This is a genomic window from Micromonospora sp. PLK6-60 (assembly GCF_019890675.1).
Lineage (GTDB): Bacteria > Actinomycetota > Actinomycetes > Mycobacteriales > Micromonosporaceae > Micromonospora.
Window position 1 is genome coordinate 116,714 of sequence record NZ_JAIOAA010000015.1, and the last position, 13,308, is coordinate 130,021.

12 protein-coding genes are annotated in these 13,308 nt (G+C 72.1%); 5 read left to right on the forward strand and 7 right to left on the reverse strand.

Going from position 1 to position 13,308, the window contains the following annotated elements; all coding sequences use genetic code 11:
• The first annotated feature begins 167 nt into the window (after positions 1–167).
• On the forward strand, positions 168–1,679 hold the full coding sequence (locus K7640_RS23720) for a deoxyguanosinetriphosphate triphosphohydrolase family protein (RefSeq protein ID WP_222957103.1): 1,512 nt from the start codon (positions 168–170) through the stop codon (positions 1,677–1,679).
• A 52-nt stretch (positions 1,680–1,731) separates the two neighbouring features.
• Here the strand turns inward: K7640_RS23720 and K7640_RS23725 are convergent, their stop codons facing one another.
• Positions 1,732–3,033 carry a hypothetical protein gene (locus K7640_RS23725; protein ID WP_222957104.1) on the reverse strand — a complete coding sequence of 434 codons (1,302 nt, stop codon included), beginning with the start codon at positions 3,031–3,033 and terminating at the stop codon, positions 1,732–1,734.
• A gap of 252 nt (positions 3,034–3,285) precedes the next feature.
• Between K7640_RS23725 and K7640_RS23730 the strand changes: the two genes are divergently transcribed.
• Positions 3,286–4,215, forward strand: coding sequence for a methionyl-tRNA formyltransferase (locus K7640_RS23730; RefSeq protein WP_222957105.1), 930 nt, complete (start codon positions 3,286–3,288; stop codon positions 4,213–4,215).
• Positions 4,212–4,883 carry a PIG-L deacetylase family protein gene (locus K7640_RS23735; protein ID WP_222957106.1) on the forward strand — a complete coding sequence of 224 codons (672 nt, stop codon included), beginning with the start codon at positions 4,212–4,214 and terminating at the stop codon, positions 4,881–4,883. Before K7640_RS23730 ends, K7640_RS23735 begins: the two co-directional genes overlap by 4 nt.
• A gap of 6 nt (positions 4,884–4,889) precedes the next feature.
• Here the strand turns inward: K7640_RS23735 and K7640_RS23740 are convergent, their stop codons facing one another.
• The 3 genes from K7640_RS23740 to K7640_RS23750 form a co-directional block, all read right to left on the reverse strand.
• Positions 4,890–6,032, reverse strand: a complete 1,143-nt coding sequence (locus K7640_RS23740) for an MBL fold metallo-hydrolase (RefSeq protein ID WP_222957107.1) — start codon at positions 6,030–6,032, stop codon at positions 4,890–4,892.
• Positions 6,033–6,114: 82 nt separating this feature from the next.
• Complete coding sequence (locus tag K7640_RS23745) at positions 6,115–7,092, reverse strand: SDR family NAD(P)-dependent oxidoreductase (RefSeq protein WP_222957108.1); 978 nt, start codon at positions 7,090–7,092, stop codon at positions 6,115–6,117.
• The gene (locus tag K7640_RS23750; protein WP_222957109.1) at positions 7,089–8,273 is read right to left on the reverse strand and encodes a zinc-dependent alcohol dehydrogenase; all 1,185 of its coding nucleotides are present in this window, start codon (positions 8,271–8,273) and stop codon (positions 7,089–7,091) included. Before K7640_RS23750 ends, K7640_RS23745 begins: the two co-directional genes overlap by 4 nt.
• Positions 8,274–8,655: 382 nt before the next feature.
• Here K7640_RS23750 and K7640_RS23755 point away from each other — a divergent pair, with 382 nt between their 5' ends.
• Positions 8,656–8,850 (forward strand): hypothetical protein, encoded by a 195-nt coding sequence (locus K7640_RS23755; protein ID WP_222957110.1) that lies wholly within the window; start codon positions 8,656–8,658, stop codon positions 8,848–8,850.
• 65 nt (positions 8,851–8,915) lie between these two features.
• On the opposite strand, the gene K7640_RS23760 is transcribed toward K7640_RS23755, so the two are convergent.
• The 3 genes from K7640_RS23760 to K7640_RS23770 are packed head-to-tail and all read right to left on the reverse strand — an operon-like array spanning position 8,916 to position 12,341.
• Complete coding sequence (locus K7640_RS23760; RefSeq protein WP_222957111.1) at positions 8,916–9,677, reverse strand: succinate dehydrogenase/fumarate reductase iron-sulfur subunit; 762 nt, start codon at positions 9,675–9,677, stop codon at positions 8,916–8,918.
• Positions 9,674–11,608, reverse strand: a complete 1,935-nt coding sequence (locus K7640_RS23765) for a fumarate reductase/succinate dehydrogenase flavoprotein subunit (RefSeq protein WP_222957112.1) — start codon at positions 11,606–11,608, stop codon at positions 9,674–9,676. The genes K7640_RS23760 and K7640_RS23765 overlap by 4 nt, the downstream gene beginning before the upstream one ends.
• A 1-nt stretch (position 11,609) precedes the next feature.
• Positions 11,610–12,341, reverse strand: a complete 732-nt coding sequence (locus K7640_RS23770) for a succinate dehydrogenase cytochrome b subunit (protein ID WP_222957113.1) — start codon at positions 12,339–12,341, stop codon at positions 11,610–11,612.
• 35 nt (positions 12,342–12,376) lie between these two features.
• Between K7640_RS23770 and K7640_RS23775 the strand changes: the two genes are divergently transcribed.
• A complete protein-coding gene (locus K7640_RS23775; RefSeq protein WP_222957114.1) occupies positions 12,377–13,306 on the forward strand; it encodes a LysR family transcriptional regulator in 930 nt (309 codons plus the stop codon).
• Positions 13,307–13,308: the final 2 nt, after the last annotated feature.

The following is a 13,308-nucleotide window of genomic DNA, read 5'->3' on the forward strand; positions in this document are numbered from 1 at the left end:
TCTTGATCCGCCTTCGCTCTGGGTTCCGCGACCGATTCTGCCGCCCCACCCCTGGATGCAAGGAGGGGCCCCTTGTTAACGCCGGGCGTTGTACAGGGGCCCCCTGTTAACCAATGGCGGGCCCGACGCGGCGCGCGTGCCGGTGCCGTCCGGCTATCGTGGCGATCATGGAACAACCTGCGGATCCGCGGGCCCGTCGGCTCTTCGGCGGCAGTGCCCGGGCGCTCGGCGACCTGGCGGCCAGCCCGTTCCGGGCCGACCGGGACCGGATCGTGGCGTCGCCGTTCTTCGCCCGGCTGAACGGGGTCACCCAGGTGATCAGTCCGTCCGGGTCGGGCCTGCTGGTGCACAACCGGCTCACCCACAGCCTGAAGGTGGCGCAGGTGGCCCGGGCGATCGCCGAGCGGCTCACCGCCGACGACGAACACCGCGCGCTGCTGGACAAGCTGGGCGGCTGCGACCCGGACGTGGTGGAGGCCGCCGCGCTCGCCCACGACCTCGGGCATCCGCCCTTCGGCCACCTGGGGGAGCGGGTCCTCGACCGGCTGGCCCGGACCCGGCTCGGCCTCACCGACGGGTTCGAGGGCAACGCCCAGTCGTACCGGATCGTCACCAGCACCGAGATCCGCGGCGCGGCGACCACCGGCCTGGACCTGACCGCGGCGGTCCGGGCGGCGATGCTGAAGTATCCGTGGACCCGCCTCGACCACCCCGACCCGCATCCGCGCACCCTCGACCCGGCCCCGCGTGGTGCGGCCGTCCCGCCCGACGATCCGGAGAGCGGGTCGCTGAAGTTCGGGGCGTACCGGACCGAGCTGGACGACCTGCGGCAGGCCCGGGAGCCGTTCGCCGGCCGGATCGCCGACTGGCAGCAGACCGTCGAGGCGTCGATCATGGACACCGCCGACGACATCGCGTACGCCATCCACGACGTGGAGGACTTCTATCGGGTCGGGGTGCTCCAGCAGGGTGCGGTGGCCGCCGAGCTGATGGCCTGGCAGCGCGAGGTCGACCACTTCCGTACCGCCACCGACGGCGGCCTGGACGGCGCGTCGCGGCGGCCCGGCGCGGCGATCGAGCGGCTGCGCCGGCAGCTGCACCGCAAGGACTCCTGGATCGCCGACGACGAGGCGTTCGCCGCCGCCGTGGAACACGTCCGACAGGAACTGGTGGAGGGGCTGCTCGCCTCGCCGTTCGACGGCTCGATCGAGGCCGAGCAGTACGTGGCCCGCTTCTCCGCCCGCTGGTCCACCCGGTTCGTCGACGCGATCCGGGTGAGCGCCGACCCGCACGTGCGCTCGGGGCACGTGCTGCTGGCCCGGCCGCAGTGGCACGAGGTGCAGGTGCTCAAGTTCGTCCACCACCGGTTCGTGCTGGCCCGCCCCGACCTGGCCCTGCACCAGCGCGGCCAGGCCCGGCTGCTCGACACCCTGGTCGAGGCGCTGTGGGAGTGGCTGCTGGACCCGGAGGAGGAGTCCCGGCTGCCCCGGCGGCTGCACGACCTGGTCGAGTTGGCCGAGGCCGAGCTGCACCCGCGTACCCCGGACCGGGTGGGCCGGGCCCGCGGGCGGGCGATCATCGACTTCGTCGCGCAGCTCACCGACGGGCAGGCGGTGGCGATGCTGGACGCGCTGTCGGGACGGTCCGGGGCGCTCTGGACCGACGCTTTCGTGTTGTGATCCGGGGACAGGTCCAGGGCGGGGCCCGGGCGAGCGGACGCTGTTACTCGACCTACACCAGCTGCCGGGCCAGGGGTGCCGATGCCGAACCCTGACCGGGGAGCTGTCCTCGCTGTGGACCAGCCGTCGCGATCCGGGCGCGTCGTTCCGCCGGCGGGTCGATGACCAGGAGCCAGAGGAGCAGCCACACCACCGTTGCCACCCGGTTGGACGTCAGCATGGGCTGCCCGAGATTTCCGATGGTGATCAGCAGCAGCAGGCTCCCACCGAGTTGGCTCGTCACGCGGCTCACCCGGTGACGGTTCCGATACCAGCGCAGGCCCAGTAGCACGAGCACTGCGGTGTGCAGGAGGACGCCGCAGAGGCCGGTGAGCACGAGAGCCTCCAGCCAGCCGCTGTCATAGGGAACATCGAGTCCGCGCAGCCCCAGGCCGAACCACGGCGCGTGGTCCAGGACGATGCTCGCCGACCCGTTGACGGCCGATTGACCCCCGAATCTGTCGGCCGTGTACAGGGCGACCAGACCGGTCTCGCTGCGATCAGGGCGCAGCCAGTCGTCGAGCAACCTTCCACCGATCGCGGTGGTCGAGCCGCTCGACTGGTACCGGTAGAAGGCGATCACACCGAGCGCGACCAGCGCGGCCCAGGTTCGGCCCCGCCAGTTGTTGAAGCGCCAGACCTGCCAGAGGGCTATCGGCATGCCCACGATGAGGAAGACCTTCGACGCGGCGAGTAGCCCGCCGATGGCGAGCACGACACCGACAATCACCAATCGGAGCGGCTGGTGCTTGAAGAACCAGACGGCGATGATCAGGCCCAGCGAGTACATGACGCCCGCCTCCGCAGGCTGATTGAAGATGCCCCCGAAGCGGTCCATTCCGGTCGCGAGCACCGCCACCGGTGTCAACCCGCCCGTGCCGCCCCAGAAGTGGGACAGCAGCGGCGACATGTCTCGGGTCAGTGACAGGTAGGAGAGGACGGTGTTCAGGCACAGTGCCATCATCAGGGTGTAGCCGGCGAGTCGAATCAGGCGATCACGGCCGCCGTCTCCGAGGACGACGGCTCCGATGACGAGTACGGCGACGGGAAGCGCGAGGTTGTCGATCGCCGCGAATCCGTCAGTCCTGACGTTGAGGGCCTGACTCTCGGCGCCCGGCGCCACCATCGCCACCACCAACTGGGTGGCGAGCAGGGCCCCGATCACGCCTGCCGCCGCCGGTGCCCGCCCGAGCCGGTGGGCCCCGACGACCAGGGCCAGGGCGCAGGTGGCATAGACCACGAGCTGCTCGGTCCGCAAGCCCGGTAGGCCGGTGTACGGGCCGAAGGCCGCGGCGACCATCAGCACCACGATCACTTCCGCCGCCCGTTGACCCGGGGCGTGTCCTCTACCTTGCACGGCAGGTCTCCAGGGCAATCGCGAGGGCGGGCGGCCATCCCTTCCTACCAGCCCGAGCGTCGGTATCGGCCCGTTTCGGGTAGACGGAGTGTCGATCTTCTGGTTTCGACACCTTCTGTGCTTTGTCGGGTTTAGATCCTTATTGGCCTATGATGCCGGCGTGGGCATGGTGGTCCCTGGGACGCCGGCCAGGACGTGGAGGGAGTTCGGATGACCAAGCGGATCGTCTGGGTCAGCTTCGACACCATCGGGCGGGACTGCCTCGAAGCGGCCGCGGAGGTGGGCGCGGAGATCGCCGGCGTCGTGACGCTGCCCGGCCCGGTACGGCCGGAGGTGTCCGGCATGTGCCGCTTCGACGAGGTGGCCGACCGGTACGGAGCGGAACTCATCGAAGCCCGCAACGTCAACGACCCGGAGTGCGTCGAGGCCGTCCGCCGGTTGGCCCCGGACAGCCTCTGGGTGGTCGGCTGGTCGCAACTGCTCCGCGACGACCTGCTCGCCATTCCGCCGCACGGGACCTTCGGCATGCACCCGACCCTGCTGCCCCGGCACCGGGGACGCGCCCCGATCCCCTGGGCGATCCTGACCGGTCTGGCTCGGACGGGCGTGACGCTCTTCGAGATCCCCGAGGCGACCGCCGACTCCGGGGCGATCGTCGGACAGGCGGTGGTGGACATCGCTCCGGACGAGACCGCCACCACGTTGTACGACAAGTGCGCGGCGGCGCACCTCGCGCTGGTCCGCGAGTTCTTTCCGCAGATCGCCGCCGGCACCGCTCCCCGCATCCGGCAGGACCCGTCGCGGGCCAGCCACTGGCCCAAGCGCGTCCCGTCGGACGGCCTGATCGACTGGGAGACCCGCGCCGGTTACCTGGACGCCTGGGTGCGGGCTCAGACCCGCCCCTATCCCGGCGCGTTCACCTGGCTCGGCAGCGAGCGGGTGGTGATCTGGGCGGCGCGCCCCGAGCCGACGGATCGGACGGCGGCGGCCGGTACGGTGCTCGCCCACCGTGCCGAGGGCGTGCTGGTCGCCGCGGGCGACGGCGCGCTGCTGGTGAGCGAGGCGACGGTGGGTGACCGGCCGGCCGCTCGTGGCCCCGAACTGCACGCCCACCTCGAGCAGGGTGTGGTGCTCGGATGAGCCGCGTCCTCGTCTTCGCCGCCCACCCGGACGACGAGATCCTCGGCATGGGCGGCACCCTGGCCCGCCACGCCGACCGGGGCGACGCGGTACGCATCTGCTGCGTGACCGATGGATCGTCCACCCAGTACGCCGGCGACCTGGAGATCCTCCGGCAGAAGCAGCAGGAGGCGCGCAAGGCGGCCGAGACGCTCGGGGTGACCGACTACGTGCACCTCGACCTGCCGGACATGCGTCTGGACACGCTGCCGCACGTCGAGGTCAACCGGGTGGTGGAGCGGCAGATCGCCGAGTTCCAACCGGACACCGTCTATTCCGTGCAGGCCGACGTCAACCTCGATCACCGCACGGTGTTCGAATCGGTGGCGGTGGCCACCCGGCCGGTGCCGGGGCAGACGGTACGGCGGCTGCTCACCTACGCGCCCACCTCCAGCACGGAGTGGACACCGGCCCCGGTGACCTGGTGGCAGCCGAACTGGTTCGTCGACATCTCGGCCACGCTGGAGCGCAAGCTGGAGGCGTTCCGGCACTACCGTTCCGAGTGGCGGGACTGGCCGCACCCCCGCAACGACCGCGCGCTGCGGGTGCACGCCGAGCACTGGGGCACCGTGGTCGGACGGGACGCCGCGGAGCCCTTCATGCTCGTCCGCGGCGTGGAGTCGGACTGAGGCGGGTCAGGCGACCGCCTGCCACCACCCGTCCACCGCCGGCGGATCGTCCACCACCACCCGCTCGCCCGGCCGGGGCACCGCCAACCGCACGTCGCGCGCCTTCGCCTCGGCCCAGAGCCGGTCCACCGGCTCCGACCAGTCGTGCAGGGCGAGGTTGAAGGTCGCCCAGTGCACCGGCACGAACAGCCCGCCGCGCAGGTCGAGGTGGGCGGCGACGGCCTCCTCGGGGAACATGTGGATGCTCGGCCAGGCCCGGTCGTACGCGCCGATCTGCATCAGCGTGACGTCGAACGGGCCGTGCTCGGCGCCGATGGCGGCGTACCCGTCGAAGTAGCCGGAGTCGCCGGTGTAGAAGACCTTCCGGTGCGCCCCGGCGATCACCCACGAGCTCCACAGCGTGCCGTCGCGGCGCAGCCCGCGCCCGGAGAAGTGCTGGGCGGGGGTGGCGGTCAGGGTCAGCCCGCCGACCTGGTGCTGCTCGGACCAGTCCAGCTCGACGATCCGCGTCTCGGGCACCCCCCAGCGCTCCAGGTGGGCGCCGACGCCGAGCGGGACGACGAACGGGGCGGACTGCTGGGCGAGCAGCCCGCGCACGGTCGCCATGTCCAGGTGGTCGTAGTGGTCGTGGGAGATCAGGATGGCGTCCAGCGGCGGCAGCTCGTCGAGGCGTACCGGGGGTTCGTGGATGCGCCGGGGGCCGACCGCCGCGGAGGGGGAGCAGCGGTCGCTCCACACCGGGTCCAGCAGCACCCGGCGGCCCTCGATCTCGACCAGGGTGGAGGCGTGGCCGTACCAGACCACGTTGAGTTCGCGGTCGGTGTCGTCGCCGGCCGGGACGCGAGCGGGGCGCAGCAGCGGGACGGCCGCGCCCGGGCGGCGCTTCTGCTTGCCGAAGACCAGCTCCTTGACCAGGTTGCGGCCGGGGTCGGCGACCATCGTCCGGGTGCCGGCGGGGTTGTGGAAGACGCCGTCGCGGAACTGCGGCGACCGCGCCGCCCGCTCGGCCCGCCGGCCGGCGAGCCGCCCGCCGAGCTGGGCGGGCACGTCCCGCGCCGTCCAGGCCAGGCCGGCCACCGCGGCCAGCCCCGCCATCCGCCACAACCGGCCGCCGCGCGCCCGCTCGATCGTCCGCTCCGCGTCGCCCATGCGCCGTCCTCTCCGCCAAGGTCTCTCGTACACGCTAGTCACCCGGCGCCCCCCGCGCCCACCTGCCGGCGCGGGGAAGGATTCAGCCGTCGCGGCGCAGCGCGGCGGCGGCCGAGCCGCCGACCGCCTGGGCGGCCCGCGCGCCCCGCAGCAGGGCGTTGCCGCCCACGGTACGGACCAGCCGGGGCAGGTCGGGCAGCCAGCCGCCGCGTACCGAGGCGTTGGCCGGGTCCGGGGTGAACACCACGCCGTCGGTCGGCGGTACCGGCCCGCCGGTCAGCCCGGCGGCGCGCATCAGCGGGCCGACCAGCACGTCGTACAGGCCGGGCAGCAGGGTGAAGCCGAACCGCATGACCACGTTGGCCCGGCCCACCGAGACCTCCCGACGGGGCCGGTCGGCGCAGTCGACGATGGCCCGGGCGACCCGTTCCGGGGTGGTGACCGGCAGCGGCGGCCGACCCGCCCGGCCCAGGTGGTTGGCCGCCCGCTGGTAGACCGGCGTGTCCACGCTGCCGGGGTTGACCAGGCAGATGTGTACGCCGGGCAGGTCCCGCGCCTCCTGTTGCAACGCCCGGGCCAGGCCCTGCAACCCCCACTTGCTGGCGACGTAGCCGCTCATGTACGGCGCGGTGACGTGCCCGAGCACCGAGCCGGTGAGGATCAGGGTGCCGCCCCCGGCCTCCTTGAAGTGGCGCAGCGCCACCCGGGCGGCGCCGGCGGCGGCCAGCAGGTCGGTGCGTACCACCTGTTCGAAGACCGGCTCGGGCAGTTCCTCGAACCGCCCGTACGCCATCACGGCCGCGGTGTGCAGCCAGACGTCGATCCGGCCGAAGCCGGTCACGGCGGCGGTCGCCAGGGCGTCCAGCGCGCCGGGCTGGGTGACGTCGGTGGGGACCGTGAGGACCTCCGCGCCCGCCCGGCGGCACTCCCGGCCCGCCTCGGCCAGCGTCCCCGGGTCCCGGGCCGCGAGGACCAGGCGGTCCCCGCGGCCGGCGAACTCGTGGGCGGCGGCCCGGCCGATGCCGCTGGTCGCCCCGGCGATCACCACCACCCGGCTCACGGCGCGAGCACGACCTTGACGCAGCCGTCCTCCTTCTTCTGGAACATCTCGTACGCCTGCGGCGCCTGCTCCAGCGGCAGCCGGTGGGTGCGCAGATCCTCGACGCCCAGCGGGTCGTCGTCGCCGGCGAGCAGCGGCATGATCTCGTCGGTCCAGCGGCGGACGTGGCACTGGCCCATCCGCAGCTGGATGCCCCGGTCGAACATCTCCATCAGCGGCATCGGGTCCTGCTCACCGCCGTACACCCCGGAGATGGAGACGGTGCCGCCGCGGCGCACGGCCTTGAGCGCGGCGTGCAGCACCACCAGGCGGTCCACCCCGGCCTTGTCGATCATCGGCTGGGCCAGCTTGTCCGGCAGCAGCCCGGCGGCGGTCTGGGCGAACTTGCCGACCGGCGCGCCGTGCGCCTCCATGCCGACCGCGTCGATCACCGCGTCCGGGCCCCGGCCGTCGACCAGGTCGATCAGCGCGCCGGGCACGTCGTCGAGTTGGGTGACGTCGAGCGTCTCGATGCCGTGCCGGCGGGCCATCTCCAGCCGCTCCGGCACCAGGTCGAGGCCGATCACCCGGCCGGCGCCGAGGTGGCGGCCGATCCGGGCGCAGAACTGGCCGACCGGTCCGAGCCCGAAGACGGCCAGGGTGCCGCCGGGCGGGGTGTCGGCGTACTTCACCGCCTGCCAGGCGGTGGGCAGGATGTCGGAGAGGTAGAGGTACCGCTCGTCCGGGCCGGTCTCCGGGATCTTGATCGGGCCGACCTGGGCCTGCGGGACGCGCAGGTACTCGGCCTGCCCGCCGGGCACCGAGCCGTAGAGCGAGGTGTAGCCGAACAGCGAGGCGCCCTTGCCCTCGGCGGTCACCTGGGTGATCTCGCACTGCGCGTAGAGCTGCCGCTGGCACATCCAGCAGTCGCCGCAGGAGATGTTGAACGGGACCACCACCCGGTCGCCGGGCTTGAGCCGGGTCACCCCGGGGCCGACCTCCTCGACCACGCCCATCGGCTCGTGGCCGAGGATGTCGCCCGCCTTCAGGTACGGCCCGAGCACCTCGTACAGGTGCAGGTCGGAGCCGCAGATCGCGGTGGAGGTGATTCGCACGATCGCGTCGGTCGGCGCCTCGATGCGGGGATCGGGTACCTCCTCCACCCGGACGTCCCGCTTGCCCTGCCAGGTAAGTGCCTTCATGCCCTGATTCCCCTCTCGGTGCCGTCCATGGGACTGCTACCCGGCAGGGCGCGCTTGAACCGACACGCCCCGCGCCGTCCGCCACCGGGGCCCGCGGTGGCCGAGCGCGCGCGTGCCCGTGCGCGCTCACCGACGGTCACCCTCCCGTCCGTTGGGTACGCCACCCCGCAGGCTTTGCTCTGCTGCCGCCGAGGCAACAGGCACGAAGAGTGATCGGGCGGGGGTCATCCACCAGCCTGCCGCCGGGGGAGATGGCCTGTTCAGGCGGGTGTTGCCTGGGCGGAAGCAGAGCAAAGCCTGGGGGGTGGCGGTTGGGCCGGGCGGCTGGAGTCGCGCAGAGTCACCGGCGTCGTCCTGCGACTGGGGGTAACCGTGAGTGACGGTGACCGGCGAGGCGCGCACGACCGGCGAGGCGCGCGTGCGGACCGGGCTGGTCGTGCGGGTCAGGCTGGTCGTGCAGGTCGGGCTGGTCGTGCAGGTCGGGCTGGTCGGGCTGGTCGTGCGGGTCGTGCAGGTCGTGCAGGTCGTGCGGGTCGTGGGCGAGCCGGCGCGGCGTGGGCGGGGGTGCCGCACGTGACGAGCGCCGGCCGTCGGGCCCGCTGAGGGGCGCGACGGCCGGCGCTCGCCGGGATGTTCGCCGGGTCAGGAACCCGGGGTGTCGCCGCGCTTGGCGGTCGCCGCGAGGTAGTCGCGGTTGAGCCGGCCGATGGTGTTCAACGGGATGCCCTTCGGGCAGACCGCGGTGCACTCACCGGCGTTGGTGCAGCCGCCGAAGCCGGCCTCGTCGTGCGCGTCGACCATGCCGATCACCCGGGTGTAGCGCTCCGGCTGGCCCTGCGGCAGCAGCGAGAGCTGAGTGATCTTGGCGGCGGTGAAGAGCATGCCGGAGCCGTTCGGGCAGGCGGCCACGCATGCGCCGCAGCCGATGCAGGCGGCCGACTCGAAGGCGGCGTCCGCGTTGGCCTTGGCCACCGGGGTGGCGTGCGCCTCGGGGGCGCTGCCGGTCGGCGCGGTGACGTACCCGCCAGCCGCGATGATCTTGTCGAAGGCGCTCCGGTTGACCACCAGGTCCTTGATCACCGGGAAGGCGCGGGCCCGCCACGGCTCGATGTCGATCGTCTCGCCGTCTTTGAACTGCCGCATGTGCAGCTGGCAGGCGGTGGTGCCGCGCTGCGGCCCGTGCGCGTCGCCGTTGATCATCAGGCCGCACATGCCGCAGATGCCCTCGCGGCAGTCGTGGTCGAACGCGACCGGCTCGTCCCCGTCGAGGATCAGCCGCTCGTTGAGCACGTCGAGCATCTCCAGGAACGACATGTCCGGGGAGACGTCCTCGACCTGGTAGGTCACCATCCGACCCTTGTCGTCGGGGCCGCTCTGGCGCCAGATGCGCAGGGTCAGGTTCACTTGTAGCTCCGCTGCGTGGGGTGGACGTACTCGAACTTCAGGTCTTCCTTGTGCAGCACCGGCCGGTCGCCGCCGGCGTACTCCCAGGCCGCCACGTAGGCGAACCGCTCGTCGTCGCGCTGCGCCTCGCCGTCCGGGGTCTGGTACTCGCCCCGGAAGTGGCCGCCGCAGGACTCCTCGCGGTGCAGGGCGTCGACGCACATCAGCTCGGCCAGCTCGAAGAAGTCGGCCACCCGGCCGGCCTTCTCCAGCGACTGGTTGAGCCCCTCGCCGTCGCCCGGCACCCGGACCCGCTGCCAGAACTCCTCGCGCAGCGCCCGGATCTCGTCGATCGCCTTGCGCAGCCCGGCGTCGGTGCGCTCCATGCCGCAGTGTTCCCACATGATCTGGCCCAGCCGGCGGTGGAACGAGTCGACCGTGCGGTCGCCGTTGACGGCGAGCAGCCGGGCGATCCGCTCCTCGACGTCGCGCCGCGCGGCGACCGCCTGCGGGTGGCTCGGCTCCACCTTCTCCAGCGGGTTCGACGCCAGGTAGTTGGCCAGCGTGTTCGGCAGCACGAAGTAGCCGTCGGCCAGCCCCTGCATCAGCGCCGAGGCGCCGAGGCGATTCGCGCCGTGGTCGGAGAAGTTGGCCTCACCGATCACGAACAGACCGGGGATGGTCGACTGGAGGTCGTAGTCGACCCAGAGGCCACCCATCGTGTAGTGCACGGCGGGGTAGATCCGCATCGGCGCCTCGTACGGGTCCTCGCCGGTGATCCGCTCGTACATCTCGAAGAGGTTGCCGTACTTGGCCTCGATGGCCTTGCGGCCGAGCCGGTCGATCGCGTCGGCGAAGTCCAGGTAGACGCCGAGCCCGGTCGGACCGACCCCCCGGCCCTCGTCGCAGACGTTCTTCGCGGCCCGGGAGGCGATGTCCCGCGGCACCAGGTTGCCGAAGGAGGGGTAGATCCGCTCCAGGTAGTAATCCCGCTCGTCCTCGGGGATGTCCCGCGGGGCGCGGTCGTCGCCCTTGGCCTTCGGCACCCACACCCGGCCGTCGTTGCGCAGCGACTCGCTCATCAGGGTCAGCTTCGACTGGTGGTCGCCGGAGACCGGAATGCAGGTCGGGTGGATCTGGGTGTAGCAGGGGTTGGCGAAGTACGCGCCCTTGCGGTGCGCCCGCCAGGCGGCCGTGACGTTGCAGCCCTTGGCGTTGGTGGAGAGGTAGAAGACGTTGCCGTAACCGCCGGAGGCGAGCACCACCGCGTCGGCCATCTCGGTGCTGATCTCACCGGTGACCATGTCCCGCACCACGATGCCCCGGGCCCGGTCGTCGACGACGACCAGCTCCAGCATTTCGTGGCGGGCGTTCATCTCCACGTTGCCCAGGCCGATCTGCCGCTCCAGGGCCTGGTACGCGCCGAGCAGCAGCTGCTGGCCCGTCTGGCCCCGCGCGTAGAAGGTGCGCTGCACCTGCGCGCCGCCGAAGGAGCGGGTGTCGAGCAGGCCGCCGTACTCGCGGGCGAACGGCACGCCCTGGGCGACGCACTGGTCGATGATGTTTACCGACACCTCGGCGAGCCGGTGCACGTTCGACTCGCGGGAGCGGAAGTCGCCGCCCTTGACGGTGTCGTAGAAGAGCCGGTGCACCGAGTCACCGTCGTTGCGGTAGTTCTTGGCGGCGTTGATGCCGCCCTGCGCGGCGATCGAGTGCGCCCGGCGCGGGCTGTCCTGGTAGCAGTAGGACTTGACGTGGTAGCCCTGCTCGGCCAGGGTCGCCGCGGCCGAGCCGCCGGCCAGGCCGGTGCCGACCACGATGACGGTCAGCTTCCGCCGGTTGGCGGGGTTGACCAGCTTCATCTCGAACCGGTGGCGGTCCCACCGGGTCTCGACCGGGCCGTCCGGGGCCCGGGTGTCGGCGATCGGGTCGCCTTCGGTGTAGAGGTCCATGTCAGGCCACCAATCCGGTGAGTACGGCGAACGGGACCAGCAGGTAGCCGGCGCAGAGCGCGACGGCGAAGACCAGTGCGGCGGTACGCGCCCGGCGCTCGCCCTTCGGGGTCTGCTGCCCGAGGCTGCGGAACGCGCTGAAGGCGCCGTGGCGCAGGTGGAAGCCGAGCGTGACGATCGCCAGGGTGTAGAAGGCCGTGACGTACCAGCGCTCCGGCGCGAAGTCGGCGACCACGTTGCCGTACGGGTTGGCCGGGTCGCCCTGCGGGTTCAGGTGCCCCGTGGTCAGGTCCAGGATGTGGTAGATCACGAAGAGCAGGATGATCACCCCACCCCAGCGCATCGTGCGGGCCGCGTAGCTGCCCTGGACCTTCTTGCGGTGCGCGTACTTCACCGGGCGGGCGGCACGGGCGCGCAGCGCCAGCACGGTCGCGGCGACGATGTGCGCGACCACGGCTCCGGTGAGCACTGCGCGCTGGATCCACAGGTACCAGGTCTCGGGCAGCAGCGGTGTGCCGATGCTGCGCAACCAGTGCGCGTAGTGGTCGAACGACGTCTCGCCGGTGAAGATCTTCAGGTTCCCCAGCATGTGCACGATGAGGAACAGCGCCAGCAGGATGCCCGTCACCGCCATGACGGCCTTGAGGCCGACGTTCGAGCGGATGGGCGACCGAGTTTTCGTGATTACCACATGCCCGACGCTAGGAGCAGTTTGATCAGTCGTCCAATGCATCGACCTCGCAGTCTTGATAGCCGTAAGCTATGTAGATGCAGCTCCATCAGCTTCGGTACTTCGTGGCGGTCGCAGAAGTACGACATTTCACCCAAGCGGCCGATCTGGTGGGCATAACCCAACCCTCGTTGAGTAAGCAAATTCACGCCCTGGAGGCCGACCTCGGGGCCCCGCTCTTCGAGCGGGTAAGGGGCAACATCGCCCTCACCGCGGCCGGCGAGGTGCTGCTGCCACTCGCCAAGCGGATCCTCGCCGACGTCGACACCGCCACCCGGGAGGTGCAGGAACTGGTCGGGCTGCGGCGCGGTCGGGTCCGGCTCGGCGCCACCCCCAGCCTGGCCACCTCGCTCGCCCCGCCGGTGCTGCGCCGGTTCCGCGACGCCCACCCCACCGTCGACCTGCGGGTGGAGGAGGGCGGCTCGCAGGACCTGGTCCGCGACCTGCTCCGCGGCGACCTCGACCTGGCGCTGATCATCATGCCGGCCGCCGGCACCGACCCCGGGCTGCGCACCGACCCGATCCTGCGGGAGAGCCTGGTGGTCGCCTCGGTCGACCCGCTGCCGGCGGCCGGGGAGACCGGCGAGCTGCGCATCACCGACCTGCGCGACCAGCCCCTGGTCATGTTCCGCGAGGGGTACGACCTGCGCGACGCCACCCTGCAGGCGTGCCGGGCGGCCGGCTTCGAGCCGAGCCTCGCCGTGGACGGCGGGGAGATGGACGCGGTGCTCAGCTTCGTCGAGGCGGGGCTCGGCGTCGCGGTGGTCCCCGGCATCGCGGTGGCCCGCCGCCCCGGCATCCGGGTCACCCGCCTCGCCCCGCCCGGCGTCCGCCGGACCATCGCGGTGGCCCGCCGCCGCGACGTGGTCCCCACCCACGCCGGCCGCGAACTGCGCCGCATCCTGCTGGAGTACGTCCACGACGCCACCACCGCCGCCGAACTCCCGCCCGGAGTCGAGCCGCTGTAGTG

What these genes read in the sequence shown, in the direction of transcription:
- K7640_RS23750 (WP_222957109.1), bottom strand. Translation starts at nt 8,273, where the DNA reads ATGAAGGCACTTACCTGGCAGGGCAAGCGGGACGTCCGGGTGGAGGAG.
- K7640_RS23720 (WP_222957103.1), top strand. Translation starts at nt 168, where the DNA reads ATGGAACAACCTGCGGATCCGCGGGCCCGTCGGCTCTTCGGCGGCAGT.
- K7640_RS23730 (WP_222957105.1), top strand. Translation starts at nt 3,286, where the DNA reads ATGACCAAGCGGATCGTCTGGGTCAGCTTCGACACCATCGGGCGGGAC.
- K7640_RS23740 (WP_222957107.1), bottom strand. Translation starts at nt 6,032, where the DNA reads ATGGGCGACGCGGAGCGGACGATCGAGCGGGCGCGCGGCGGCCGGTTG.
- K7640_RS23775 (WP_222957114.1), top strand. Translation starts at nt 12,377, where the DNA reads ATGCAGCTCCATCAGCTTCGGTACTTCGTGGCGGTCGCAGAAGTACGA.
- K7640_RS23770 (WP_222957113.1), bottom strand. Translation starts at nt 12,341, where the DNA reads ATGCATTGGACGACTGATCAAACTGCTCCTAGCGTCGGGCATGTGGTA.
- K7640_RS23765 (WP_222957112.1), bottom strand. Translation starts at nt 11,608, where the DNA reads ATGGACCTCTACACCGAAGGCGACCCGATCGCCGACACCCGGGCCCCG.
- K7640_RS23735 (WP_222957106.1), top strand. Translation starts at nt 4,212, where the DNA reads ATGAGCCGCGTCCTCGTCTTCGCCGCCCACCCGGACGACGAGATCCTC.